Consider the following 24,329-nt stretch of genomic DNA (forward strand, 5'->3'; position numbering starts at 1 on the left):
GGCTTCCTCGGGAGGGGAGGTGGGAGGACGGTTCGGTTGCTCAGCGCGCGAGTTCGCAGCGCGCGGCCGTCACCAGGACGCTGTTCCACAGGGCGACGTTGTCGGTGTGGACGGCCCGTACTCGTTCCTTCTGGAAGATCTCGTTGACCATGAGGTAGAGCATGCTCTTGACGACCGGGGCGTCGTTCAGGCCACCGCGGCGGCCTCCGTTGAAGGCCTGCCGGTACTCCTTGTTGAGCTTGACCTCCCGCTCCTCCCGGTCGAGTTCGAAGAAGACCTCCGACGGCAGCGTGTCCCAGCGGAAGGTGATCGGGTCCTCGCCGTCCAGTTCCGGCAGTTCGTCCCGGAGGGCGCGCCTCAGCTTCGGGTCGAGGCCTTTGCCGGCCGGGATGACGGCCTTGCGGGTCGGTTCGGTGGAGCGGCGGGCCGCCTCCCGGTACGTCGTCTCCGCTTCCTGGAGGTACGCGGCGAAAGGGTGACCCTTGTCGTCGGTGGCCTGTTCGAGACCGCGGGCGAAGGCGGGCGTGACCGTCACGCCGTCCTTCTTCACTGTGAGGCTGAAGACATCGTTCGGTTCGGTCGGCAGGTCGACCGCGATCCGGGCCAGGGCGAGGTGGCCCTCGGCGCTGCGGGTGCTGTTCCAGCCGCCCGCCTGGACGAGCCGGTCGTTGCGGTAGATGTAGAAGCCCTGGCGTTCGGCGAGCGGACCGATGCCGCGGAAGCTGACCAGCGGTGACTTCGGGGGCCAGATGTGCGCGGTGAGCGCGAGCTCGCCGACGCCCTCGATCGGTGCGGTGTACGTGCGGGGGTAGCCGGCCCGGCCCGGCACCCGGTAGCCGAACGGGTCGAGGGGCTCGACGCCGCGGTGGTCGAGCTCCTCCTTGGTCCGCACGTCCTCGACGACGATGTCGACGTTGAAGCCCTCACGGGCCAGGAAGCGGTGCAGATGGAGGCCGAGGTGGGTCTCCAGCTTCTCGATCGCTTCATTGAGGAACCGGTCGGCCTGACCGGTCGTCACGGTGTCGAAGGCCCGGACACGGTCCCAGCGGACGATCGTGCCGTGCCACTCGACGATTCCGTCGTAGCGGTCGACGAGGTCCTGGCAGTAGCGAGGGTCGACGACATCGCACGTGAAGTCGGCCTGGGCGCGCGCCGTCAGCCAGCGGCGGCCGGTGGAGGGGCTGCGCTTGGTCCGGCTGATGACGGTGAGCGAATCGGCGTGCGAGAGCGAGGCGGCCTTGAGGCCTGCCCCGAAGTGGCCGAGCGCGCTCTTGGCGTATCCCTCGCGGCCGCCGACCGTCATCGCGGTGTCCAGGGCCTCGTCGTTCATGCCGCAGCCGTCGTCGACGACGAGCAGGCTGACGAGGCGGTCCTCGTCCCGGAGGAAGCTGATGACGACGTTACGGGCGCCCGCGTCGATGGAGTTGTCAACCAGGTCGGCTATGGCGGCCTCGAAGCCGTAACCCTGGTGCGTCAGCGATTCGACGTAACGGGCGGCGGGCGGAAGTCGCTTGCTGCCGGTTGTCGGGATCTCGTACTGCCAGTCGCCGGAAGGCTGATAGGGCGTCATGAAGACTTCCTCGCGCACACAGAGCTGGAACCTGCGTGGGGGAGGTGTGGCCCTGAGATCAATGGATTGAATGTGATGATATTGCAAAGGTGGGGCATTGGGGAATTGGTTGCGTAGGCGGTTTTCCGTGGGTGGTTCCACCGCGGACAGGTCCCGGGGGCGTGGGGTCGGTGGGCCAGGATCCTCGTCGACCGGGCCGAGAGGAGGCGGCCTCAAAGGGGTGTCCGGTGTCAACGTGCTTGAACTGATGGCGAGTTACACGAACCGCTCCGACGCGGGGGCGGCAACGGCGCCGATGGGGGCAGCGCATGGCGGACAGTGCGGACGTGGCCGGGGCAGCGGGGGCAGCCGGCGGCGCGGGGGGCCGTTGAGTTGCGGCTCACGGTGCGCGGTACGCACGCCGAACGGGATGACGTGAGAGCGCTCAGTACGTGGTTACGTAACGCGCCCGCGCTCGCCGAGGCCCTCCACTCGGCCGGCCCGTCACCGTCCGCGTCTCCGGGCGGTGAGGGCGGCGCCTGGGCCCAACCGGACCGGATGCGAGTCGCGTACACCTTTACGTTGAGCGAGGCGCTGAAGCATGCGGTGCAGCGCCCCCGGACCCCTTACTACGGTGCGTTCACGCAGGTCCTGCAGTCGCAGGTGCACACCTGGCTGACGACCGACGGAGCCGACGCCGAACAGACCGCGGCCGGGCTCGACGCGGCCCTGCGGAAGGCGCTCAGCGGCCGTTGACGATCAGCGACGGACGTACGGCCCCGGGACGAGCCGGAGCCGTACCCCGTCGGTCGAGCGGGGCCGGCGAGCCCTGTCGGTCGTGCGGTGCCGGTCACGCCGCCCCGTGACACTCCCGATACGCCCGCCCCGACCCGCACCAGCACGCCGCGCTCCGGGCCGGCGGCCACGGGACAGCGCGGCCGCGGGCCGCGAGGGTGGTGGCGTACTGGGGGAGGAGGTTCGGGTCGGACGGCGACGCGGCCTCCGAGGCGGCGAACGCCTCGTACGACGGAACCGTGCCGGTGACGATGCCGAGGTTCGGGGTGCCTGCCGCGTGCAGATCGCGGAGGGAGGCTTCCAGACGGTTCAGGTGCTCGGGGTGGGACGGGTACTCGGCACGCAGGGCCGGGTACGCGGTCAGGAGCTCGTCGAGTTCCGCCGCCGTCCAGTGCAGGACCGCCACCGGGAACGGGCGGGACAGAGCCGTGCGATAGGTGCCCAGTTCCGCGCGGAGGCGGGTGATCTCGGCCTGGAGCTCGCCCGGGTCGGACGAGCCCAGGTACCACAGGCGCTTCGGGTCGTGGAGCTCGTCCAGCGGGACCGTGGCGCTGTGGAGGGTGTCGGCGAGCTCGTCCCAGGCGTCGTGGCCGAGGCCCATCAGACGTCGTACGCGGTGGCGGCCGAACAGCAGGGACTGGGTGGCGTACGGGACTTCCTCGTCCGGAGCCAGGAGCAGGGTCAGCGCGGTCGAGAAGAAGTCGTGCGCCGACTCCAGCTCGTCGTGCGATTCGAGGGTCTCGGCGGCGATCCTCCAGGGGGCCGCTTCGAGCGGTCCCGCCGCGCGGAGGCCGTCGATGATCGCGCGGGCCTCGGCCTCGTGACCGTACTCCCAGAGGTTCGCTGCCTTGAGGGCTTTGATCAGGGACGGGTCGGCGGGATCCGCGGCGAGCAGTTCGTCGTAGAGGGTGGCGGCGCGGGGGCGCTGGTCGGCGAGTTCCATGTGGGCCGCGGCGCGCAGGAGCAGCGGCTCCCGGTCGTCGGGGTACTGCGCCGCGGTGCGCAGCAGGCGCTCGGCTTCGGCGATGTGATCAGCAGGCGTGTCGGGGCGCATGAACCACACCGTACTGCTGTACGGCTACTGGGCGGAGGGTTGTTCCGGCCCTGGTGAGTTACGGGTCGTGCCCCTATCGTGCGGGCGGTGAGGGAGCGGATACCGGTCGCGGTGCAGCGGAACCCGCGGGGGCGTCGCGTCGCCGCGCGTGGGCTGTGGACGGGCGCCGAGGCGGTCATGACCCTGGGGGTCGTGCTGCTGCTTCTCGTCGTCCATCAGCTGTGGTGGACCAATCGGCAGGCCAGGGCGGGAGCCGAGCACCAGGTGCAGGCCCTGGAGCAGGAGTGGGGCCGGGGCACGGACGGGGGCGGACAGCCGGTGGGGCCCTCGGACAGCGGGGGTGGGGACGACGGCCCGGCCCCAGTGCCGCGGACCGGTGGCGGCGGGAGCGGGCGTACGACGGCTGCGGCGCGCGCGCCTCGCTGGGATCAGGCGTACGCCGTCATCCGCATCCCGCGCCTCGGGCTCACCGCGCCGGTCGCCCAGGGCATCAGCAAGAGCGGCGTCCTCGACAAGGGGTATGTCGGGCACTACCCGCGCACCGCGCAGCCCGGCGGTGTCGGGAACTTCGCGCTCGCCGGGCACCGCAATACGCACGGCGAACCGTTCCGATACATCAACCGGCTGCGCCGGGGTGACCGGATCACCGTCGAGACCCGGGAGCGGGTGTACACGTACGTCGTCGACAAGACGCTGTCCCGGACGTCTCCGCGGGACAGCGGGGTGATCGCCGCCGTTCCGCGCAGCAATGTGCGGCCCCACGTCGGGTACAGCGAGCCCGGTTCCTACGTGACGCTGACCACGTGCACGCCCGAATTCACCTCCCGGTACCGCCTTGTCGTCTGGGGGAAGCTGGCGGGCGTCCAGGGGCGGTAGAAGGCGTCGCTAAGCTTTCCTGACGTGCTCAGACGTCGTCCGCAGTTGTTGTGGTTGCTGGTTCCCTACGTGCTCTACCTGGGAGCGCTGCCGTTCGTGAACCGGGTCGATCCCGTCGTACTCGGACTGCCGTTCCTCTTCGTGTGGCTGCTCGGGGCGACGCTGCTCACACCCGTCGCCGTATGGCTGACCCGACGGGGCGACCGCCGGTGAACGCCGCGATAGCGACCTCCGTCTTCGGGGTCTTCATGGTCGTCACCGTGGCGCTCGGGCTGCTCGCCGTGCGGGGGCGGGGGAGCGGTGGCAGGGGCGGGCTCGCCGAGTGGTCCGTCGGCGGACGCAGTCTGGGGGCCGTCTTCATCTGGGTGCTGATGGCCGGCGAGGGATACACCAGCTTCAGTTATATGGGGGCTGCCGGATGGGGCTACAACTACGGGGCGCCCGTGCTCTACGTGGTGGCCTACATGTCCTGCGGGTATGCCGTCGGGTACGTCGTCGGCCCGATGCTTTGGGCGTACGCGCGCCGGCACGGGCTCGTCGGGATCACCGACATGGTGGCGCACCGCTTCGGCCGGCCCTGGCTCGGCGCGCTCGTCGCCGTCCTCGCCACCGTCTTCCTGCTGCCGTACATCCAGCTCCAGATCACCGGCATGGGCGTCGTCGTCTCCACGATCTCGTACGGTGCGATCAGCCTGAACTGGGCGTACTTCATCGCGTTCGCCGTCACCACCGGCTTCGTGGTGGTCAGCGGGCTGCGCGGCAGCGCATGGGTGTCCGTCCTCAAGGACGTGCTCGTCATCGCCACGCTCGGGTTCCTCGCCTTCTACGTACCCCTGCACTACTTCGACGGGTACGGACCCTTCCTCGACCGGCTCGTCACCGAGAAGAGCGAGTGGCTGACCTTCCCTGGGCACGGCGACAGCGGACTCGGACAGGCCTGGTTCATCACCACCGCGTTCCTCAACTCCCTCACCGTGGTGATCTTCCCGACCACCGTCGCCGGCTACCTCGGCGCGAAGAACGCCGACGTGCTGCGCCGCAACGCGATGTGGCTGCCCGCCTACAACGTGCTGCTCTTCGTCCCGATGCTGCTCGGCATGGCCGCCCTCTTCGTCGTGCCGGGGCTGGTCGGCGCCGAGTCCAACCTCGCGCTCTTCAAGCTAGTCGTGGACTCGCTGCCCGCCTGGGCGGTCGGCGTCATCGGGGTGGCCGCCGCGCTGTCCTCGATCGTGCCCATGGCGGTCTTCATGCTGGTCATCGGCACGATGTGGGGGCGCAGTGTGCTCTCGCTCGTACCGCGCTGGCAGCACCGGCAGAAGGGCGCCGCCCAGACCGTCGTCGTGGCCGCGGGCGTGATCGCGCTCGTGCTCACCTACACGGCGCCGAACACGCTGGTGCGGCTCTCCCTCATCTCGTACGAGGGGATGGCGCAGCTGCTCCCCATGGTGCTGCTGGGGCTGATGTGGCGGCGGCTGACGCTGCTCGGGGCGCTGGCCGGGCTGGTCGTCGGGGTGGGAACGGTCTGCGGGTTCGTGTTCACCGAGAACGATCCGGTGTGGGGTGTGAACGCGGGCATCGTCGCGCTCGCCGCCAACCTCGTCGTCGCACTCGCGGTGACGTACGCGGGTCCGCGCGAACACGACGAGCGGCCGGACCGCGAGGTGCTCGCGCGGGACGAGATCGGGGAGCCGGCTCTTGCGGCCTCCCCCACGACGGGGAGTGAGGCCGTAACCGTCGCGGTCTCCGGTCCCGCAGGAGCCTGACGCCGACCGCCGCCACCAGCGACAGCCCGACCGACTGCAGCGGCGGGGCGTCGGCCCGGCGTGAGTGCGGCCGTGCCCTGCTCGCGCCGCGCCGGCTCCTCCGGCCGCCGGCGACCGGCCCCGTCCGACATCGGCCGGCTCCCCGGGCCATCGTGTATAACGGCTGGAGGGCCGAACGAGCGAGCCCACCGGACCGAGCGGGGGAGGGATCGATGAGCAGCAGCTTCGGCAACCGCCTGCGCGGTGGCATCACCCGCCTGCCCCGGCCCGTCGGAATCCTGCTCTTCCTGCTCACCGAGGTTCTCCTCGCCGAGGGCGGCAGCCTCTCCGCGGCGGTCGCGCTCGCCGCCACCGCCGCCGCCGGTTCCGCGCTCGTCGCCTGTTCGATCATCAGCGCCCGCTGCGCCGCCCCGGTGCCCCGCACCCGGGTCCGTACCGCCATGCGCGACCGCGAGAAACGCACCGCGTTCCTGCCGCAGCGAGATCCCGACGCCAAGGGCCGCAGGCGGCCCCGAGCCCCCGGCCGTGCCCTCCTGACGGCCGCGTAGGGACTTCGCACCTTCTTCGCCCGAGCACGCGTACGTGTGCTCAGGCGTGCCCCGCGCGGGTCGTCATGCCGAGCCAGATCGCTCTTCTCCCGGCACGACGAGACCCCCGGAGGGTTCATCCATGTCCACGCTCATGTCCGCTTTCGCCGTCCTGGTCGGCTCCTTCGCCGATCTGCTGCACCCGCTCTTCCAGGGCGCGGCCACCGCCGCCGCGATCGTCCTCTTCACCGCCCTCGTGCGACTCGCCGTGCACCCCCTCTCGCGGGCCGCGGCGCGTGGGCAGAAGGCCCGCACCAAGCTCCAGCCGCAGATCGCCGAGTTGCGCAAGAAACACGCCAAGAACCCCGAGCGCATGCAGAAGGCGCTCATGGAGCTGCACAGGGAGGAGAAGGTCTCGCCGCTGTCCGGCTGCCTGCCCAGCCTCCTGCAGATGCCCGCTTTCTTCCTGCTGTACCACCTCTTCTCCAGCCAGAAGATCGGTGGCGACCTCAACGAGCTGCTCGGCCACGATCTCTTCGGCGCCCCGCTCGGCGAGCGCTGGCACGACGCGCTCGCGGCCGGCGGACCGTTCGGCACTCAGGGCGTCGTCTATCTCGGCCTCTTCGTGATCGTCGCCGTCGTCGCCACGTTCAACTACCGCCGTACGAAGCGCCAGCTCGCGGCCGCCCCGGCCACCCCCGCCACCGGTCCCGACGGACAGCCCGTGCCGGGCATGGGCGCGATGACGAAGCTGATGCCGCTGATGTCCTTCTTCACGCTCGTCTCGGTGGCGTACGTGCCGCTCGCCGCCGCGCTCTACATCGTCACGAGCACCACCTGGACCGCGATCGAGCGCGCCGCTCTCTACCGCGACATGCCGGCCGCGGGCGCCGCCATGGCCACCGTGGCGTAGCCGGCGGGGCGAGTGCGCCGGTCCAGTGTGTGAACAGGGTCTTGCGGGGTGATCCGATGTCTTGGAGGATCGGCCAAGCCTGCGATGGCCGCCACCCATCCGACGGGCCCGATCTCGACCAAGGGGAGAAAGACCGTGAAGCTGCTTCGCGTGGGTACGGCAGGTGCGGAACGACCGGCGCTGCTGGACCAGGACGGAACCCTGCGTGACCTGTCGGGAATCGTCACCGACATCGACAGTGCCCTGCTCGCCGACGAGTCCGCGCTGGCGCGGGTACGGGCCGCCGCGGCCGCGCCCGGCGAGCTGCCCGTACTCGACGCCGAGGGGCTGCGGGTCGGGCCGCCGCTCGCCCGCATCGGCAAGATCGTGTGCATCGGGCTGAACTACCACGACCACGCCACCGAGACCGGCGCGGCGATTCCGGCCGAGCCGATCCTCTTCTTCAAGGCGCCGGACACCGTCGTCGGCCCCGAGGACACGGTGCTGGTGCCGCGCGGCAGCGTCAAGACCGACTGGGAGGTCGAGCTCGCCGTCGTCATCGGCCGCACCGCCCGTTACCTGGACTCCGCGGAGGAAGCGCTCGGCCACGTCGCCGGGTACGCGGTCGCGCACGACGTCTCCGAGCGCGAGTTCCAGATCGAGCGCGGCGGCACCTGGGACAAGGGCAAGAACTGCGAGACGTTCAACCCGCTGGGGCCGTGGCTCGTGACGGCCGACGAGGTCCTTGACCCGCAGGCGCTGCCGCTGAAGCTCTGGGTCAACGGCGAGCTGAAGCAGAACGGCACCACCGCCGACCAGATCTTCCCGGTGGGCGAGGTGGTCCGCTACCTCAGCCAGTTCATGACGCTGTACCCGGGCGATGTCATCAACACCGGTACGCCTGCCGGTGTGGCCATGGGGCAGCCGGATCCCAAGCCGTATCTGGGGGCGGGGGATGTCGTCGAGCTGGAGATCGAGGGGCTGGGGCGGCAGCGGCAGGAGCTGAAGGACGCGTAGCCGCTGCGTAAAGATCGGAGGGGTGGTGTGCCGCTGGTGCGGCGAGCCACCCCTCCGTCGTCTCCGCCGTCTCCGTCGTCTCAGCCGGAGATCGTGGTGGCGAACTGTTCCAGTGCCTCGACGACCAGCGCGTGGTCCTCCGCCTGCGGCAGCCCGGACACCGTGACCGAGCCGATCACGCCCGCGCCCTCGACCGCGATCGGGAACGAACCGCCGTGCGCGGCGTACGTGTCCTGGTCCAGCCGCGAGGAGTCCTCGAACGTCGTCCCCTTCGCCCGGAACCGGGTCCCGACCAGGTACGAGCTCTCGCCGTACCGCTCGACGACCTTGCGCTTGCGGTCGATCCACGCGTCGTTGTCCGCGCTCGAACCGGGCAGCGCGGCATGGAACAGCTGCTGGGCACCGCGCCGGATGTCGATCGCGACCGGCGCGTGGCGCTCCCGGGCCATGGAGACGAGCAGCCCGCCGAGTGCATACGCGTCGTCGTAACTGAAATGCGGCAGCGTCAGTCGGCGCTCCTGCGCGATGAGCTCGGAGATGGTCGGAGCGGTGGGGTTCATACGGACTGCTCCTCGGAAGCGGTGGACAGGGTGACGGTGACGCCCTCGCGGGCCGAGCGGCGCGCGGCCTCCAGGACGTCCAGGGCCGCGGCGGCCTGCAGCGCCGTCACCGGATTCTCGCCCTTTCCGCGCACCGCGTCAGCAACCGCCGCGTAGTACGCCGGGTAGTCGCCCGGCAGGGTGCGGACCGGGGTGCCGCCGCCGGTCAGCGGCGATTCGCCCGAACCGGTCCGGCCCCACAGGGCCTCGGGCTCCTCGCCCCAACCGGAAGCGGCGCCGGACGGACGGTGGCCCTCACGCAGGGCGGCCTCCTGCGGGTCAAGGCCGTACTTCACGTAACCGGCCCGCGAACCGAGCACGCGGAAGCGCGGCCCGAGCTGGGCGGTGGTGGCGCTGACGTACAGATGCGAGCGGACCCCCTTCGCATGGGTGATCGCGATGAACGTGTCGTCGTCGGTGACGGCGCCGGGGCGGCGTACGTCGGACTCCGCGTACACCCGCACCGCCGGGCCGAACAGCACGAGCGCCTGGTCGACGACGTGGCTGCCCAGGTCGTACAACAGCCCGCCGATCTCCTCCGGGTCGCCCGACTCGCGCCAGCCGCCCTTGAGCTGCGGGCGCCACCGCTCGAAACGGGACTCGAAACGCTGTACGTCACCGAGCTCGCCGTCCGCGACCAGCTGGGAGAGCGTCAGGAAATCGTTGTCCCAGCGGCGGTTCTGGAAGACGGACAGCAGCAGCCCACGCTCCTGCGCCAGCGCGGCGAGCTCGCGCGCCTCGGCGGCCGTGCCGGCGATCGGCTTGTCCACGACGACCGGCAGGCCGGCTTCGAGCGCGGCGGTCGCGATCGGGACGTGGGTCTTGTTGGGGGAGGCGATCACGATCAGGTCCAGCTCGTCGGCGCGCGCCCACAGATCGTCGGGCGACGCGGCGAAGCGGACGTCGGGGAACTCGGCACGGGCCTGGGCCCGACGCTCCTCGTTCGACGTGACGACCGTGTCGAGGGCCAGGCCCTCGGTTGCGGCGATCAGCGGGGCGTGGAAGACGGAGCCCGCCAGGCCGTAGCCGACGAGTCCGACGCGGAGGGGGGAGCCGGGCGTTCCGGGTGTCGTGATGCCAGTCATGCAATCCACTTAAGCAACGCTGTTGCCAAAGTGCAAGCGAGGGAGACAATGGGGAAGTGAACAGGAGTAACACCGGAGCGAACCTACCGACACTGCGCAGCCACAACGCGGCGCTCGTGCTGGACCTGCTGCGTGTCGCGGGCGAGCGCGGGATCAGTCGACTGGAGCTGGCGGAACGGACGGGGCTCACCCCGCAGGCCGTCAGCAAGATCACCGCCCGGCTGCGGGCGGAGGGCCTGGCGACGGAGGCGGGCCACCGTGCCTCCACGGGCGGCAAGCCACGTACGGTGCTGCGACTGGTTCCGGACGCGGGACACGCGGTGGGGCTGCACCTGGACCGGGACGAACTGACGGTGGTCCTCGTCGACCTCGCGGGCACGGTCGTGGCGAGCCGCAGGACGCCGCTGGACTTCGGCGCACCGGCGGGCGAGGTGGTCGCCGCTGCGGCACGGGAGGTGGGCCTGGTGCTGGGTGGGCCCGGCGGGTCGGGCTCAAGCGGGGGCGCGGAAGCGGGGCCGGGAAGCTCCGTGCCCACCGCCCCCGACGGGGCCGGCTCCGGACCGCACGCGGCCTCCCCGGTGGCTCCGCCGTCCACCGTGCTCGGGCTGGGTGTCGCCGTGCCCGGGCCGCTTGATCACCGGGGGGGTGTGCTGCATCGCGTCACCGGGTTTCCGCAGTGGGACGGGTTTCCGCTCCGGGACGCTCTCACCGCTCGCACCGGGTTGCCCGTCGTCGTCGACAAGGACACCAATGCCGCAGCTCTCGGGCTCGCGCTGCGGGCCGACAGGTCGGGGGACTTCGCGTATCTGCATCTCGGGACCGGGCTCGGTGCCGGGCTCGTGCTCGGTGGGGCCGTGCATCGCGGGGCCCGAACCGGGGCCGGTGAGTTCGGGCATCAGACCGTGCTGCTGGACGGGCCCCTGTGCAGCTGCGGCGGGCGCGGCTGTATCGAGGCGCTCTGCCTCGCCGCCATCTCGGGCGGCGATGCCGCGGAGGCCGCGCGGGTACTCGGGACCGGCGCCGCCAACCTGGTCGGGCTGCTCGACATCGACCGGGTGGTGCTGGGCGGCCGTGCCGTCGACGCCGACCCCGATGCGTACGTCCGAGGGGTCCGGGCCGTGATCGGTGAGCGCGTCCGGCGTGACGGCATCGGTGCGGCCGTGCCGCTCGTCATGACCGCGGGCGGGGACCGGCCGGTCGCCGAGGGGGCCGCCCAGCTGGTCCTCGCCCCGCTGTTCGGGCGACTCGGCGGCGCCGGAGCGTAGGGCCGTTCGAGCGGTTCGGGTCGCCCGAACGGGCGGCTCCCCGGCATGTCGGCGTGTGCCGGGTCGCGCGTGCGTGGCAGCGTCGCCGGCTACAACCGGTGAACTCCGGGTACGGGGCGATCCGGCCGTTTCGCGAGCAGCAAAGGGTGTCCCCCAATGCCCCCCACGCCTCCCCCTCCCCCTCCCCGGCCGCGCCACGGAATCGCCCTCGGACTGGCCGCGGCGTCCGTCGTCCCCGCCGTCGTGCTCGGCGGCGCGTCCGCCGACGCCGCAGCCGTGCCCGTCGCTGTCACCGCCGACCAGCAGCCCACCTGTGGTGCCCCGACGGCGGACGACTTCCCGATCACGACTCGGATCCGCGGTGGCCAGGAGACGTATGCGTCCGGCGGGGGATACGGCACCTGGTTCCTGGATCTGACCAATACGACCTCGAAGCCCTGCGGCTCCATCCATCCGGTTCTGGTCCTCACCGACGAGGACCAGAAGCTGACCTCCGACCAGATCCAGCTGGAGTTCTCGGACCCGGACCGCCCCGACGTCCCGCACCGCGTCACCTGGGAGACGACCGACCGCGACGAGCACATCGGCGTCTTCGGCGGCGACGGCGCCGACACGTTCGGCGGCTTCACCGTCCCTGCGGGGCGCACCGTCACCGTCCAGGTCCGGATGGCGTTCACCTCCGACACCGACCCCAATCGGATCACCGCCAGGGCCGCGATCGTCCAGCGGAAGCAGGCCGCGGCTGCCGACGGCGCCAAGACGACGCCGGCGGGTGACGACGGGGACTGGGTCGGTGAGTCCGACGACTACGTCTTCGGTGTGGTCGAGGACGACACCGGTGGTGGCGACACCGGTGATGAAGACACGGGAGGTACGGGTGATGTCGGCGGCATCAGCCGAGAGGGGGACGTGCTGCCCGAACCGCCCTTCGACAGCGTCACTCCGGGAATCGGCGACATCGGTGGTGTCGAGGGTGGCGGTGATGTCGGGGGGTCCGGTGACGTAGGTGGGGTCGACGGTGGTGGTGTCATTGGGGCATTGGGTGACGTGGGTGGTGTCGACGGTGGCCGTGACGTCGGGGGATCGGGTGACGTGGGTGGTGTCGACGGTGGCCGTGACGTCGAGGGGTCCGGTGACGTGGGCGGGGTCGACGGAGGCGGTGACATCGGCGGATCCGGTGACACGCCCAGCCCCAGGGACTCCGGAGACGTGCCGTCAACCGTCCGGGATCCGCAGGACCAGCCCGAGCTCGCCAGGACCGGACCGGGGGCCGTCATCTGGGCCGAGGGTGTCGCCGCCGTGCTCTGTCTGGCCGGCGGTGTGGCCGCCGTGAGAGGGGCGCGGCGGCTCCGTCGCACCCGTCGTTGACCTGCGGCCCCGAAACGTTCACCGTCGTTCATGTCCGTCTGCCACCATCGGGAGGTGGACTACCTGCACGACCAGGCACCTGGCGCACCGATCCGATCCGGCATCCCGGAGCACGGCCGTATCCCCAAGTACTACGCCGTGAAGGCCCATGTCTCCGTCCTCATAGAGGAGTTGGGTGAGGGCGGCATGCTGCCCACCGAGCGTGATCTCGCGGTCCGTTACGAGGTGTCGCGCGAGACCGTGCGGCAGGCGCTGCGTGAACTCCTGCTGGAGGGCCGCCTCGCCCGTCAGGGCCGTGGCACCGTCGTCGCGGGGCCCAAGCTGGAGCAGCCGCTCTCCCTCGCGAGCTACACGGAGGGCGTACGCCGCCAGGGGCGGACACCGGGCCGTCACCTCATCGGCCTGGAGCAGTTCCCCTGCCCCGCCGCACTCGCCGCCGAGACCGGCGTCGAGCGGGGCGAACCGGTCTGGCATCTGGAGCGCGTGCTGCTCGCCGACGACGACCGGGTCGGCCTGGAGAGCACCTACGTCTCCGTCGCCCGGGTACCGGACCTGGACACGGAGTTCGACCCCGACTCGTCCTTCTACGCCTACCTCCACGACCGGCTCGGGATCACCTTCGGCGACGCGGACGAGCGGATCGAGACCGTGCTCGCCACCCCGCGCGAGGCGCTGCTGATCGGTACGCCGCCCGCGCTGCCCATGCTGCTGCTCCACCGCATCTCGCGGGACGCGAGCGGGCAGCCGCTGGAGCGGGTGCGCACGCTCTTCCGCGGCGACCGGTTCTCCTTCACCGCACACCTGGGCCGCCAGGGCTGAGCGGCACGGCGCGGCAACCGACTCACATCGATAACGGAAATGTAACGGGTCTAGGCCAATCTTGGGTCCCAGTTCACCCTCCCGTTGCCGTACCGATCCGTGCGAGTCATTCGCCGCCAGGAGCGTTGCCGTCGTGAGAGTCATCGTCGTAGGAGCCGGCGTGGTGGGAACCATGCACGCCTGGCACGCAGTGAACCGCGGCCACGAGGTCGTACAGATCGAGCGCGAGAGCGAGGCACGCGGAGCATCGCTCCGCAATTTCGGACAGATATGGGTCAGCGGCCGGGCCGGCGGCGAAGAGCTGGAGACCGCGCTGCGCGCCCGCGAACTGTGGGAGGGCATCGGGGAGCAGGTGCCCGGCCTGGGCTTTCGGCCCTGCGGTTCGCTGACCCCGCTCCGCACCGAGCTGGAGATCGCCGTCGCCGAGGCGGCCGTCGCCCGCCCCGACGCCGCGGCCCGCGGCTACAAGCTGCTGACGGCCGGCGAGGCCCGCGCGATCAACCCCGCGCTCCGCGGTGACTTCGTCGCCGCCCTCTGGTGCGAGCGGGACGCCGCCGTCGAGCCGCGCACGGCGCAGCTGGCACTGAAGCAGGAGCTGGTGGCGTCCGGCCGGTACACGTTCCTCGGCGGCCGCGAGGTCCGCGAGGTCGTCGGTACCGCCTCCGTCCGCGACGACCACGGCGACGTGCACACCGGCGACGCCGTGATCCTGTGCACCGGCGCGTGGCTCGGCGGCCTCGTCCGCGAGCTGGCCGGACCCGAGCTGCCCGTGCGCCGCGTCCGCCTCCAGATGATGCAGACCGACCCGCTCGGCGAAGCGCTCACCACGTCCGTCGCCGACGCCGACAGCTTCCGCTACTACCCGGCGTACCGGAGCGAGGCGCTCGACGCCCTCAACGCCGGCCAGGCCCAGGCGCCGACCGCGGCCGAGCACCGGATGCAGCTGCTGATGGTGCAGCGCAGGGACGGCGGACTGACCATCGGCGACACCCACGAGTACGAGCACCCGTTCGCGTTCGATGTCGTCGAGGAGCCGTACGAGCACCTCACCCGGGTCGTCGAGTCCTTCCTCGGCCGCCCGCTGCCGAGGATCCGCCACCGCTGGGCCGGGGTCTACGCCCAGTGCACCGACACCAGCCGGGTCGTCCACCGCCAGCAGGTGCGGGACGGCGTCTGGCTGGTCACCGGGCCGGGCGGCCGCGGTATGACCTGCTCGCCCGCCATCGCCGAAACGACCGCCAACGAACTGGGCTGGTGAAGAAGTTGAGCAACACCGACAAGCTGAATCTCGTCGTCCTCGACATGGCGGGGACCACCGTCGCCGACGGCGGCCTCGTCGAACAGGCCTTCGGCGCCGCCGCCCGGCGCCTCGGCGTGGCGCCCGGCTCCGCCGACCACGCCGAGAAGCTCGCCTACGTGCGCGCCACCATGGGCGAGTCCAAGATCTCCGTCTTCCGGCACCTCTTCGGCGACGAGAGCAAGGCCCAGCAGGCCAACCTCGCCTTCGAGGAGGCCTACGGGGAGCTGGTCGACGGCGGCCGCATCGCGCCGGTCCCGGGTGCCCGTGCGGCCATCGAGCGGCTCACGGGCGAAGGGCGGACCGTGGTCCTGTCCACCGGCTTCGCCCGCACCACCCAGGACGCGATCCTTGCCGCGCTCGGCTGGCAGGACCTGGTCGCCCTGACCCTCTGCCCGGCCGACGCGGGCGGCCGCGGCCGCCCCTACCCGGACATGGTCCTCGCCGCGTTCCTGCGCACCGGGGCCGTGGACGGCGTCCAGCAGATCATTGTCGCGGGGGACACCTCGTACGACATGCTCAGTGGCGTGCGCTCCGGCGCCGGGATCGTCGCCGGCGTGCTGACGGGCGCACACGACAAGGAACAGCTGCAGCGCAACGGTGCCACGCATGTACTCGGCTCGGTCGCCGAGCTGCCGGACCTCATCGCCCGGGCGGAAGCATGACCGGCGGGGCCACCCAGGGCAGCGGTATCCGGTTCGACCAGGTCAGCGTCGCGTACGGCGGGAACATCGTCCTCGACCGGCTCGACCTGACGGTGGAACCCGGCGAGGTCATGGCCCTGCTCGGGCCGTCCGGGTCCGGCAAGACCACGGCCCTGCGCGCCGTCGCCGGCTTCGTCCAGCCCGTCTCCGGGCGGGTCCGGCTCGGCGACCGGGACGTCACCGGCCTGCCGCCGCACAAGCGCGGCATCGGCATGGTCGTCCAGCAGTACGCCCTGTTCCCGCACATGCGGGTCCGGGACAACGTCGCCTTCGGCCTCAAGGCCCGCAAGGTCGCGAAGGCGGAGATCCCCGAACGGGTCGCCGAAGCCCTCGAACTCGTCGGCATGGCCGCGTACGCCACGCGCTACCCGCGCGAGCTCTCCGGAGGACAGCAGCAGCGCGTCGCCATCGCCCGCGCGCTCGCCATCCGCCCCGGCGTGCTCCTGCTCGACGAACCGCTGTCCGCCCTCGATGCCCAGCTGCGCTCCGGGATGCTCGCCGAACTGGCGCGGCTGCACCGGGAGTTGCCGGACGTCTCCATCCTGTACGTCACGCACGATCAGGTCGAGGCGCTGACCCTCGCCGACCGGATCGCGGTCATGGACAAGGCGCGGCTCCAGGACTGCGGCACCCCGCAGGAGCTGTACCGACGCCCGCGTACGGAGTTCACCGCGTCGTTCGTCGGCAACGCCAACCTGCTGCCGGTCACCGTCACAGGCACCACCGGCGCCGTGGACTTCGCCGGGCAGGTACTCGCCGTACCGACCGGCGAGGTGGCGGGCGGCGTCACCGCCACCCTCTGCGTCCGGCCCCACCTGGTCGGACTCGGCGACGGCCCCAACGCGCTGACCGGCACTCTTGCCGAGGTCCAGTGGCGCGGCTCCACCCACCGGCTGTACGTCGACATCCACGGCCACCGGATCAAGGCCGACCTGCGCGAACTTCGCGAGACCCCGGCGCTCGGCGACAAGGTCACCGTGCACTTCGCCGCCGAGGACGCGGTGCTGCTGCCGGCGGGCGCCGGCTTCGGGGGAGGGGTTCATGGCTGACGCCGTGGCCGGAGACGTGTCCGCGGGTGCGCCCGCGGGTGCGTCCGGCAGCCGACTTGTCCTCGATCGCCGGACGGGTCCCAGCAATCTCGTCTGGGCGCTCCCGCCCGTCGCCGTCCTCGCCCTCGTCTTCCTGTACCCACTGGCCCTCGTCGTCCAGCAGTCCGTCAGCCCGGACGAGGGCGGCACCTCGCTCGCCCCGTACGGCGACGTCTTCGCCTCCGCGTCGTTCCGCTCGGCACTGACCACCACCGTCTGGCTCGCCGTCGGCTCGACGGTCGGCTGTCTGGTGCTGGGCTTCGTCCTCGCGCTGGTGATCGCCTTCGTGCCGTTTCCCGGCGGCCGGGCGGTCGCCAGGTTCATCGACGTCTTCCTCTCCTTCCCGTCCTTCCTGATCACGCTCGCCCTGCTGTTCATCTACGGCACGGTCGGCATGGCCAACGGCGTCTGGACGGATGTCACCGGGGCGGCGGACGGGCCCTTCCACTTCCTCACCACCCCGTGGGGTGTCCTCCTCGCGGAGATCACGTACTTCACCCCGTTCGTGATGCGGCCGCTGCTCGCCGCGTTCTCCCAGCTCGACACCGCGCAACTGGAGGTGGCGTCCTCCCTGGGCGCGAAGCCTGGCCGGATCGTGCGGCAGGTGATCCTCCCGGAGGCGCTCCCGGCGCTCGCCGCGGGCGGCTCCCTCGTCCTCGTGATGTGCCTCAACGAGTTCGGCATCGTGCTGTTCACCGGCGCGAAAGGTGTCACGACCCTGCCGATGCTGGTCTACGGCAAAGCGATCCTGGAGTCCGACTACCCGGCCGCCTGTGTCGTCGCCGTCGTCAACATCGCGATCTCCGTCGGTCTCTACAGCCTGTATCGGATGGTGAGCCGCCGTGTTGGTGCATAGCCGTACCGGGAAGTGGGCCACGTGGGCCGTGTTCTTCCTGCTCTTCGTCCCGCTGTTCGCGGTGCCGCTGCTGGTGATCGTCGCCGCGTCGTTCACCACCAACTGGTCCGGCGCCTTCCCGTCGGGACCGACCTTCGAGCACTACAAGGCCGCCACCAGCGGCGACTCGCTCCAGGCCCTCACCACCAGCCTGATCACCGCCGTCAGCGCCAGCCTGCTCGCCCTCACCGTCGGCTCCTGGGCCGCGCTCGCCGCCGCCTCGCTGCGACGGCGCGGACGCCGTTTCCTGGACGGGCTGTTCATGCTGCCGGTCGCCGTGCCGTCCGTCGTCGTCGGTCTCGCCGTGCTCGTCGCGTTCAGCAAGCCGCCGATGCTGCTCAACGGAACGCGCTGGATCGTGATCCTGGCGCACACCATTCTTGTCACGGCGTTTGCCTATCAGTCGGTTTCAGCCGCAATAGTGCGTCTTGACCCGATGTACGAACAGGCGGCGGCCAGTCTCGGCGCCCGCCCGTCCTACGTCCTGTGGCGGATCAGACTGCCGCTCCTGCTGCCCGCCCTGACCGCGGCCGCAGGGCTCTGCTTCGCCCTGTCCATGGGCGAGTTGAGCGCCACGATGATGCTCTACCCCCCCGACTGGACTCCGCTTCCGGTGCAGATCTTCGCGGCGACCGACCGCGGCTCGCTCTTCACCGGTGCCGCGGTCGCGGTGGTCCTCATGGGGACGACGCTGCTCGTGCTCCTCGGCGTCGCCCGCATCCGCACCAGGGCCTCGTACCGCTGACACCTCCGCTCTTACTCACCTTCCAGGAGATACGACACCCATGCGCAAGAACCTCCTCAAGCCGGTAGCCGCCGTCACCGGCTGCCTCGCCCTCGCCGCCACCCTCTCCGCCTGCGGCGGGTCCTCCGCCGCCTCCGACGAGAAGGTCGTCACCGTCTACAGCGCCGACGGGCTCAAGGGCGAGAACGGCGACGGCTGGTACGACAAGGTCTTCAAGGACTTCGAGAAGAAGACCGGCATCAAGGTCAAGTACGTGGAGGGCGGTTCCGGCGAGATGGTGCAGCGCGCCGTCCGCGAGAAGTCCAACACCCAGGCCGACGTCCTCGTCACCCTTCCGCCGTTCATCCAGCAGGCCGACTCCAAGGGCCTGCTGACGGCGTACGAACCGGCCGGCTCCGACCACGTCGACGGCGCCGACAAGGCGTCCGACGGAAAGTGGACCTCGGTTGTCAACAACTACTTCGGGTTCGTCTACAACAAGAAGGAGCTGAAGACCGCGCCCGCCACCTGGGAGGAGCTCCTCGACGGGACGTACAAGGAGAAGATCCAGTACTCCACCCCCGGAGTCGCCGGTGACGGCACGGCCGTGCTCATCAAGGCCATGCACGACTTCGGCGGCAAGGAGCCGGCGATGGAGTACCTGAAGAAGCTCCAGGCCAACAACGTCGGCCCGTCCGCCTCCACCGGCAAGCTCGCCCCGAAGGTGGACAAGGGCGAACTCCTCGTCGCCAACGGTGACGTCCAGATGAACTACGCCCAGTCCAAGGACATGCCGAACCTCGGCATCTGGTTCCCCGCGAAGACCGGCTCCAAGCCCACCACCTTCGCCCTGCCGTACGCGGCCGGGCTGGTCGACAAGGCTCCGCACAGCGCCAACGGCAAGAAGCTGCTCGACTTCATGCTCTCCGAGCAGGCGCAGAAGGACGTCAGCGAGGTCGGCGGCGGCTTCTCCGCCCGTAAGGACGTCGAGGCCACCGACGCCAACGCGATCGCGCTGACCGGGCTGATGGACGGCGTGGAGGTCTTCGAGCCGGACTGGTCGGACATCGGCGCTCACCTGGACGACTACGTCGACGCCTGGAAGACCGCCACCGGCAACTGAACCCCCGCTCGACGGGGCCTGGTACCGACAGGGGCCACCGGTGATCCGCATCGGAAAGATAACGGGTCTGGACTGAAGCTCAACTCATCGCAAACAGTGGGGAGTTGAGTGCATGTCCGGTGGGTGGGGGCGGATCGGTCCGGATCGGGTACGGGACCGCCGCCGCCCCCCCGCCACCTGCCCGTACCTCACCGACATGGACGGAGTCCTCACCCACGAGGGCACGCCGATCCCCGGGGCCGACGCCTGAATCAAGCGGCTGAGGGAGTCCGGGCTGCCGTTCCTGGTACTTACCTGTTTGGCCCTGAACTGCGGAAACGTCGGTTTCAGGGCCTCCGAACGCCTTACTTCGGCTGCCTGACGCTCCGCTGCGGGGCGGAGTGCCAGGCCACCACTCAGACGAGGTCGACGAGGTCCGCGATCGAGTCCACGACCCTGGTCGGCCGGTACGGGTAGCGGTCGATCTCACCCCTGGTCGTCAGCCCGGTGAGCACCAGGAAGGTTTCCATCCCGGCCTCCAGCCCGGCCAACACGTCGGTGTCCATCCGGTCGCCGATCATGGCGGAGGTCTCGGAGTGCGCACCGATCGTGTTCAGCGCGCTGCGCATCATCAGCGGGTTGGGCTTGCCGACGAAGTACGGCTCCTTGCCGGTCGCCTTCGTGATCAACGCGGCGACAGAACCAGTGGCGGGCAATGCCCCCTCGGGTGAGGGCCCGGTGTTGTCGGGGTTGGTGGCAATGAAGCGGGCGCCGTTGTTGATCAGCCGGATGGCCTTCGTCAGTGCCTCGAACGAGTAAGTGCGCGTCTCGCCCAAGATCACGAAATCAGGCTCGGCATCGGTCAGCACGTACCCGGCTTCGTGCATGGCGGTGGTCAGCCCCGCCTCGCCGATCACGTAGGCGGTGCCGCCAGGGTGCTGGTTGTCCAAGAACTTGGCGGTGGCCAGTGCCGAGGTCCAGATGTTCTCGACCGGTACTTCGAGACCGATCCGGTTGAGCCGTACATGTAGGTCTCGGGCCGTGTAGATCGAGTTGTTCGTCAGGACGAGGAACGGCTTGCCCGAATCGCGGAGCTTCTTGATAAAGGCATCCGCGCCGGGGATCGGCACGCCTTCGTGCATCAGCACCCCGTCCATGTCGGTGAGCCACGATTCGATGGGCTTCTGATCTGTCATGGGTGCGGCTCCTGCCATACGAGGACTCACGGGGTGACCATGCTATTCACTCATCGCATTCAGGGCCTGAACGTCTCGTAGCCCGGACGGGGACCAGGGCCGAAGCGTTCCCCTTGTTCACAATGTCTCTTACGTGTCAATAAGGGGCTAGACGCCCTTAGATTGCCCTAAATCAAGCTTTTTGTGTTGATTCGGAACTGGCTCTGCTCCCGAGAACCGACAGCACATGTTCAGCGGTTTCGCGGCTCTCGTGGACAAAGCCACCCTCCGCAGGCGGAAAGGCGACTCAAGGCACTCCCGACCCCGCATCTGGAATGTCGAAGGGAGTCGTCGAGGACGGCCCGTGTCCGAGGAACACGAGGACGACGAGGGGCCGCGAACGGTGTGCGTCTGAAGTCCCGCCCGGAACGGGATATGGGGACTGTCTTGAGACGCACGCCGAGGCCAACTGTCTGCCACACGCGAGCTGGCAGGACTGTCAGGGGGCACGCTCTACGTAACCCGCGCTCCAGGTAAGGGATGCGCGAAGTTGACTAAGTCAGCGGGCATTCGCCGAGTTGTCTGGGACCAGGGCGATGCTGGGGAATCTGGGAGAACGTGAAGTGAGCACCGATCGGATGACGCTTGAGGAGCGTATTGATTGAGCGTTACTTCGCGGGCAAGCCCAACCTGCTGATGACGCGCACCGGACTGAACGCGATCGGTGCCCACTCCGAGACCAGCGCCATGATCGGCGACCGGATGGACACCGATGTGCTCGCCGGCCTGGAGGCGGGCATGCACACCTACCTGGTGCTGACCGGCCTGACGGCCCCCGCCGACATCGATCGCTACCCGTTCCGGCCCTCCAATGCCGTCGACTCCATCGCCGACCTGGTCGACCTCGTCGACGTGAGCTGAGCGGCGTGCGGGGAGGGCCGTCCGGGGGCCTTCCCCGCACCCTCGTTCTTGGCGCCGCTCAGGGCCTGCCCTTCGGATCATGCCGGATGCGAAGGGCAGGCCCTGAACCCGCACGGCCCAGTCGCTGCCCCCTGCGGATGCGAAAAGCCGCCGGACGCGTGAACCTGCCTTAAGGAGGTTCACGATGCGTTCCATACCCCTCACGTTCTGTGGGGCCGCGGTGATCGCGGCGACACTGATACCCGCTCCCGCCGCACTGGCCGACTCCGGCTCCGGCTCCGGGAAGGACTCGAAGTCCCACGCCACCCTCTCGGTGACCCCGTCCTCCCTCGCCCCCGGCGATGACGTGGACCTGCAGGTCGACGGCTGCAAGGGCAAGGAGGCCAAAGGGATCTCCGATGCCTTCGCCTCCGATGCGCGTTTCTCGGCCGACGACCGCAACGGGCTCATCACCCGTGCCAGGATTCGCTCCGACGCCGCACCCGGCGCGTACGACATCTGGGTGACCTGTGACGGCGACCAGGACACCAGGGTGTCCGGAACCGTCACCGTCGTCGCAGGTGACCGTTCCCAACCGCTCACCCCGATCGCCCCGGTCCGCGCCGGTGGCGGAGGCACCGCCGTCCTCACCGAGCAGACGGCCGAGCAGGACGGCCCCGGCACCGCGCACGCCGTGCTCGGGCTGGCCCTGGCCGCCGTCGCGGTCGTCGCCGTGACCCTCCGCAGCGCCCGCCGTCGCCGCCCGACCGCGGACTGAACGAGATGTCCGCCTCGAACCGCCCGGCAGGGACCGGCCGACTGCTCACCGGAGTGGCCTGGGCCACCCTGCTCCTGGGACTGTGGCTCTGGGGTCGCGGTATCACCGACGGCTCCGGCGCCAGCTCCGCCCCGACCACCGGTGACATCGCGGCCGTCGGGCGCCCCCACGGCGTACCACTGCCCGCGGCGCACGCCCCGATCAAGGGCGCGGCGCCGGAACGCATCGAGATTCCCTCGATAGGAGTCCGGGCCCCCGTCGTCGCCCGCGGCCTGGACAAGGCGGGGGCGATCGACCCGCCATCGTTCGCGAAACCGCAGACCGTCGGCTGGTACGGCAACGGCACCCGACCCGGCGCGGCGGGCGCCGCGCTCCTCGTCGGCCACGTCGACACCGAGACCAAACCGGCCGTCTTCTACGGACTGAGCGCGGCCCGCCCCGGCGCGAAGATCCGGGTCGTCCGGACGGACGGCTCGGTCGCCGAATTCACCATCGACGACGTCCAGGTCTTCACCCGGGAACGCTTCGACGCCCACAAGGCCTACGGGCCCCGCAAGGACGGCCGGGCGGAGCTGCGGCTGATCACCTGCGGCGGCACGTTCGACCGCGCGTCGCACGAGTACAACGCCAATGTGGTCGTCTCGGCGTACCTGACCGGCGAGAAGCCGTCCGCGGGCAAGTCCGCGTAGCGGAAGGTCCGGTGGATGGGTACACCTGGCCCGGCCGGCCGCCCGCTTTCCCCCGGGGTGCCGACCGGGCCGGTCCTCGACCGCGGTGCGCGGGCTGCGGGAGAAGCCCGGCGCCGACACGGGAGGCAAAGGGGGGCGTGTGGGCCACTACGCGTCACTGTAGGGCGCACAACTGCCCACATCCAACAGATATTTGACGATACGTCCAGAACTGGTCGCTCTCCGTCGTTCGCCGTCTGGGTGTGTCAGGATGGATTCGCCCGGTCTTGTCCGGCGCCCAAGGGGGAGTGGATGTACGGCAACTACACCGGCCGGTCCGGTGCGGGGGCGGCGGCGCTGGCCGTGACGCTGCTGCTCGCAGGATGTTCTTCGTCCTCGTCCTCCGGGGGCGACGAGCGCCCCGCCGGGAGCGCCCCCTACTGGGTCAACCCGGACGGGAACGCGGCCCGGCAGGTCGCCGCCTACACCAAGGCCGGCAACGACAGGAACGCCGGCCTGATCAAGAAGATCGCCCGGCAGCCGGTCGGGGAGTGGATCGGCCCGGACAATCCCGAGGCGGAGGCGCAGGGCTTCACCGAGGCGGCCCGGAAGGCCGGCCGGGAGGCGCTGCTGGTCCTCTACAACATCCCGCACCGTGACTGCGGCCAGTTCTCGAAGGGCGGCGCCGCGGACGGCGACGCGTACCGTGCCTGGCTGGAGAGCGTGGCGAAGGGCATCGGCGACCGTCGCACCACGGTGATCCTGGAGCCGGACGCGCTGTTGCACCTGATCGACGGCTGCACCCCGCAGGAGTTCCACGAGGAGCGGTACGACCTGCTCAAGGGCGCCGTTCAACGGCTGAAGCAACTGCCGCACACGCGCGTCTACATGGACGCGGGCAACGCGGGCTGGCGCACCCCGGACGCGCTCTTCCAGCCGCTCCGGCAGGCGGGCATCGCGGACGCGGACGGCTTCGCGGTCAACGTCGCCAACTTCCAGACCACGGCGGCCAGTACGGACTTCGGAAAGCGGCTGTCGGTGAAGGTCGGCAACAAGCCGTTCGTCATCGACACGAGCCGCAACGGCAACGGCCCGTACGACGAGGGCGACCCCAAGGAGAACTGGTGCAACCCACCGGGTCGGGCCCTGGGCGAACCCCCGACCACGGACACGGGTGAGGACCTGGTCGACGCATACCTCTGGATCAAGCGTCCGGGGGAGTCGGACGGCGCGTGCAAGGGAGGACCGAAAGCGGGGGAGTGGTGGCCGGAGTACGCGCTGGGGCTGGCCCGCAACACGAAGTAGTACCGGGGGCGTCCGGTGGCCGGTTCTCTGCCCCGGCCTCCGGACGGGCTCGACGGGGCTGCGCCGTCCGGGCCCCCGGCATGA

General features: G+C 70.4%; 25 protein-coding genes and 1 pseudogene. 21 read left to right on the top strand and 5 right to left on the bottom strand.

Features of this window, described 5'->3' with window-relative positions; genetic code table 11:
* Positions 1 to 40 precede the first annotated feature (40 nt).
* Entirely contained in the window at positions 41 to 1,570 is a 1,530-nt protein-coding gene (locus OG395_RS32925; RefSeq protein WP_327246160.1) for an ATP-binding protein, read from the bottom strand.
* Positions 1,571 to 1,984: 414 nt separating this feature from the next.
* Between OG395_RS32925 and OG395_RS32930 the strand changes: the two genes are divergently transcribed.
* Positions 1,985 to 2,305: a hypothetical protein gene (locus OG395_RS32930; protein WP_327246161.1), complete on the top strand. Its 321-nt coding sequence runs from the start codon at positions 1,985 to 1,987 to the stop codon at positions 2,303 to 2,305.
* A gap of 94 nt (positions 2,306 to 2,399) precedes the next feature.
* On the opposite strand, the gene OG395_RS32935 is transcribed toward OG395_RS32930, so the two are convergent.
* Entirely contained in the window at positions 2,400 to 3,398 is a 999-nt protein-coding gene (locus OG395_RS32935; protein ID WP_327246162.1) for an SEC-C domain-containing protein, read from the bottom strand.
* A gap of 78 nt (positions 3,399 to 3,476) precedes the next feature.
* On the opposite strand from OG395_RS32935, the gene OG395_RS32940 reads away from it, so the two are divergent.
* From OG395_RS32940 to OG395_RS32965, 6 genes are all read left to right on the top strand, one after another.
* On the top strand, positions 3,477 to 4,274 hold the full coding sequence (locus OG395_RS32940) for a class E sortase (RefSeq protein ID WP_327246163.1): 798 nt from the start codon (positions 3,477 to 3,479) through the stop codon (positions 4,272 to 4,274).
* Positions 4,275 to 4,328: 54 nt separating this feature from the next.
* Positions 4,329 to 4,487, top strand: a complete 159-nt coding sequence (locus OG395_RS32945) for a DUF3311 domain-containing protein (RefSeq protein WP_327249530.1) — start codon at positions 4,329 to 4,331, stop codon at positions 4,485 to 4,487.
* On the top strand, positions 4,484 to 6,037 hold the full coding sequence (locus tag OG395_RS32950) for a sodium:solute symporter family protein (protein WP_327249531.1): 1,554 nt from the start codon (positions 4,484 to 4,486) through the stop codon (positions 6,035 to 6,037). Before OG395_RS32945 ends, OG395_RS32950 begins: the two co-directional genes overlap by 4 nt.
* Before the next feature lie 212 nt (positions 6,038 to 6,249).
* The gene (locus OG395_RS32955) at positions 6,250 to 6,585 is read left to right on the top strand and encodes a DUF6412 domain-containing protein (protein ID WP_327246164.1); all 336 of its coding nucleotides are present in this window, start codon (positions 6,250 to 6,252) and stop codon (positions 6,583 to 6,585) included.
* Between the two features lie 121 nt (positions 6,586 to 6,706).
* Positions 6,707 to 7,477, top strand: a complete 771-nt coding sequence (locus OG395_RS32960) for a YidC/Oxa1 family membrane protein insertase (protein ID WP_327246165.1) — start codon at positions 6,707 to 6,709, stop codon at positions 7,475 to 7,477.
* 135 nt (positions 7,478 to 7,612) lie between these two features.
* Positions 7,613 to 8,473, top strand: coding sequence for a fumarylacetoacetate hydrolase family protein (locus OG395_RS32965; protein WP_327246166.1), 861 nt, complete (start codon positions 7,613 to 7,615; stop codon positions 8,471 to 8,473).
* A gap of 80 nt (positions 8,474 to 8,553) precedes the next feature.
* Here the strand turns inward: OG395_RS32965 and OG395_RS32970 are convergent, their stop codons facing one another.
* Together OG395_RS32970 and OG395_RS32975 are read right to left on the bottom strand one after the other, a co-directional pair.
* A complete protein-coding gene (locus OG395_RS32970) occupies positions 8,554 to 9,033 on the bottom strand; it encodes a heme-degrading domain-containing protein (protein WP_327246167.1) in 480 nt (159 codons plus the stop codon).
* A complete protein-coding gene (locus OG395_RS32975) occupies positions 9,030 to 10,157 on the bottom strand; it encodes a Gfo/Idh/MocA family oxidoreductase (RefSeq protein ID WP_327246168.1) in 1,128 nt (375 codons plus the stop codon). The genes OG395_RS32970 and OG395_RS32975 overlap by 4 nt, the downstream gene beginning before the upstream one ends.
* A 56-nt stretch (positions 10,158 to 10,213) precedes the next feature.
* On the opposite strand from OG395_RS32975, the gene OG395_RS32980 reads away from it, so the two are divergent.
* The 10 genes from OG395_RS32980 (at position 10,214) to OG395_RS33025 (ending at position 19,690) form a co-directional block, all read left to right on the top strand.
* A complete protein-coding gene (locus OG395_RS32980; RefSeq protein ID WP_327246169.1) occupies positions 10,214 to 11,422 on the top strand; it encodes an ROK family transcriptional regulator in 1,209 nt (402 codons plus the stop codon).
* A 156-nt stretch (positions 11,423 to 11,578) separates the two neighbouring features.
* Positions 11,579 to 12,790, top strand: coding sequence for a hypothetical protein (locus OG395_RS32985; RefSeq protein ID WP_327246170.1), 1,212 nt, complete (start codon positions 11,579 to 11,581; stop codon positions 12,788 to 12,790).
* Between the two features lie 54 nt (positions 12,791 to 12,844).
* A complete protein-coding gene (locus OG395_RS32990) occupies positions 12,845 to 13,609 on the top strand; it encodes a GntR family transcriptional regulator (RefSeq protein ID WP_327246171.1) in 765 nt (254 codons plus the stop codon).
* Between the two features lie 133 nt (positions 13,610 to 13,742).
* A complete protein-coding gene (locus OG395_RS32995; RefSeq protein WP_327246172.1) occupies positions 13,743 to 14,867 on the top strand; it encodes a TIGR03364 family FAD-dependent oxidoreductase in 1,125 nt (374 codons plus the stop codon).
* On the top strand, positions 14,864 to 15,571 hold the full coding sequence (locus tag OG395_RS33000; RefSeq protein ID WP_327246173.1) for a phosphonatase-like hydrolase: 708 nt from the start codon (positions 14,864 to 14,866) through the stop codon (positions 15,569 to 15,571). The genes OG395_RS32995 and OG395_RS33000 overlap by 4 nt, the downstream gene beginning before the upstream one ends.
* Positions 15,568 to 16,659: an ABC transporter ATP-binding protein gene (locus OG395_RS33005; RefSeq protein ID WP_327246174.1), complete on the top strand. Its 1,092-nt coding sequence runs from the start codon at positions 15,568 to 15,570 to the stop codon at positions 16,657 to 16,659. Before OG395_RS33000 ends, OG395_RS33005 begins: the two co-directional genes overlap by 4 nt.
* Entirely contained in the window at positions 16,652 to 17,554 is a 903-nt protein-coding gene (locus tag OG395_RS33010) for a 2-aminoethylphosphonate ABC transporter permease subunit (RefSeq protein WP_327246175.1), read from the top strand. The genes OG395_RS33005 and OG395_RS33010 overlap by 8 nt, the downstream gene beginning before the upstream one ends.
* A complete protein-coding gene (locus OG395_RS33015; protein WP_327246176.1) occupies positions 17,541 to 18,338 on the top strand; it encodes an ABC transporter permease in 798 nt (265 codons plus the stop codon). Before OG395_RS33010 ends, OG395_RS33015 begins: the two co-directional genes overlap by 14 nt.
* Before the next feature lie 40 nt (positions 18,339 to 18,378).
* Complete coding sequence (locus OG395_RS33020) at positions 18,379 to 19,440, top strand: 2-aminoethylphosphonate ABC transporter substrate-binding protein (protein WP_327246177.1); 1,062 nt, start codon at positions 18,379 to 18,381, stop codon at positions 19,438 to 19,440.
* Between the two features lie 112 nt (positions 19,441 to 19,552).
* Positions 19,553 to 19,690 carry a hypothetical protein gene (locus tag OG395_RS33025; RefSeq protein WP_327249769.1) on the top strand — a complete coding sequence of 46 codons (138 nt, stop codon included), beginning with the start codon at positions 19,553 to 19,555 and terminating at the stop codon, positions 19,688 to 19,690.
* A 145-nt stretch (positions 19,691 to 19,835) separates the two neighbouring features.
* Here OG395_RS33025 and OG395_RS33030 read toward each other — a convergent pair whose 3' ends face one another.
* Positions 19,836 to 20,615, bottom strand: coding sequence for an HAD-IIA family hydrolase (locus OG395_RS33030; protein ID WP_327246178.1), 780 nt, complete (start codon positions 20,613 to 20,615; stop codon positions 19,836 to 19,838).
* A gap of 648 nt (positions 20,616 to 21,263) precedes the next feature.
* Here OG395_RS33030 and OG395_RS33035 point away from each other — a divergent pair.
* The 4 genes and pseudogenes from OG395_RS33035 to OG395_RS33050 all read left to right on the top strand — a co-directional run.
* Positions 21,264 to 21,515: pseudogene (locus tag OG395_RS33035) on the top strand (HAD hydrolase-like protein); the annotation flags it as partial.
* 184 nt (positions 21,516 to 21,699) lie between these two features.
* On the top strand, positions 21,700 to 22,272 hold the full coding sequence (locus OG395_RS33040; RefSeq protein WP_327246179.1) for a hypothetical protein: 573 nt from the start codon (positions 21,700 to 21,702) through the stop codon (positions 22,270 to 22,272).
* Positions 22,273 to 22,277: 5 nt separating this feature from the next.
* Positions 22,278 to 22,961, top strand: coding sequence for a class F sortase (locus tag OG395_RS33045; RefSeq protein ID WP_327246180.1), 684 nt, complete (start codon positions 22,278 to 22,280; stop codon positions 22,959 to 22,961).
* Positions 22,962 to 23,252: 291 nt separating this feature from the next.
* Positions 23,253 to 24,245, top strand: a complete 993-nt coding sequence (locus tag OG395_RS33050) for a glycoside hydrolase family 6 protein (RefSeq protein WP_327246181.1) — start codon at positions 23,253 to 23,255, stop codon at positions 24,243 to 24,245.
* The last annotated feature ends 84 nt before the right edge of the window (positions 24,246 to 24,329 follow it).

Origin of the sequence: Streptomyces sp. NBC_01320 (assembly GCF_035974375.1) — a bacterium.
GTDB lineage: Bacteria > Actinomycetota > Actinomycetes > Streptomycetales > Streptomycetaceae > Streptomyces > Streptomyces yanii.

Excerpts from the sequence above, each read along its gene's own strand:
- OG395_RS32925 (WP_327246160.1), bottom strand. The coding sequence starts at position 1,570 with ATGACGCCCTATCAGCCTTCCGGCGACTGGCAGTACGAGATCCCGACA.
- OG395_RS32935 (WP_327246162.1), bottom strand. The coding sequence starts at position 3,398 with ATGCGCCCCGACACGCCTGCTGATCACATCGCCGAAGCCGAGCGCCTG.
- OG395_RS32955 (WP_327246164.1), top strand. The coding sequence starts at position 6,250 with ATGAGCAGCAGCTTCGGCAACCGCCTGCGCGGTGGCATCACCCGCCTG.
- OG395_RS32960 (WP_327246165.1), top strand. The coding sequence starts at position 6,707 with ATGTCCACGCTCATGTCCGCTTTCGCCGTCCTGGTCGGCTCCTTCGCC.
- OG395_RS32970 (WP_327246167.1), bottom strand. The coding sequence starts at position 9,033 with ATGAACCCCACCGCTCCGACCATCTCCGAGCTCATCGCGCAGGAGCGC.
- OG395_RS32975 (WP_327246168.1), bottom strand. The coding sequence starts at position 10,157 with ATGACTGGCATCACGACACCCGGAACGCCCGGCTCCCCCCTCCGCGTC.
- OG395_RS32985 (WP_327246170.1), top strand. The coding sequence starts at position 11,579 with ATGCCCCCCACGCCTCCCCCTCCCCCTCCCCGGCCGCGCCACGGAATC.
- OG395_RS33005 (WP_327246174.1), top strand. The coding sequence starts at position 15,568 with ATGACCGGCGGGGCCACCCAGGGCAGCGGTATCCGGTTCGACCAGGTC.
- OG395_RS33010 (WP_327246175.1), top strand. The coding sequence starts at position 16,652 with ATGGCTGACGCCGTGGCCGGAGACGTGTCCGCGGGTGCGCCCGCGGGT.
- OG395_RS33020 (WP_327246177.1), top strand. The coding sequence starts at position 18,379 with ATGCGCAAGAACCTCCTCAAGCCGGTAGCCGCCGTCACCGGCTGCCTC.
- OG395_RS33025 (WP_327249769.1), top strand. The coding sequence starts at position 19,553 with ATGTCCGGTGGGTGGGGGCGGATCGGTCCGGATCGGGTACGGGACCGC.
- OG395_RS33030 (WP_327246178.1), bottom strand. The coding sequence starts at position 20,615 with ATGACAGATCAGAAGCCCATCGAATCGTGGCTCACCGACATGGACGGG.
- OG395_RS33040 (WP_327246179.1), top strand. The coding sequence starts at position 21,700 with ATGCGTTCCATACCCCTCACGTTCTGTGGGGCCGCGGTGATCGCGGCG.
- OG395_RS33045 (WP_327246180.1), top strand. The coding sequence starts at position 22,278 with ATGTCCGCCTCGAACCGCCCGGCAGGGACCGGCCGACTGCTCACCGGA.
- OG395_RS33050 (WP_327246181.1), top strand. The coding sequence starts at position 23,253 with ATGTACGGCAACTACACCGGCCGGTCCGGTGCGGGGGCGGCGGCGCTG.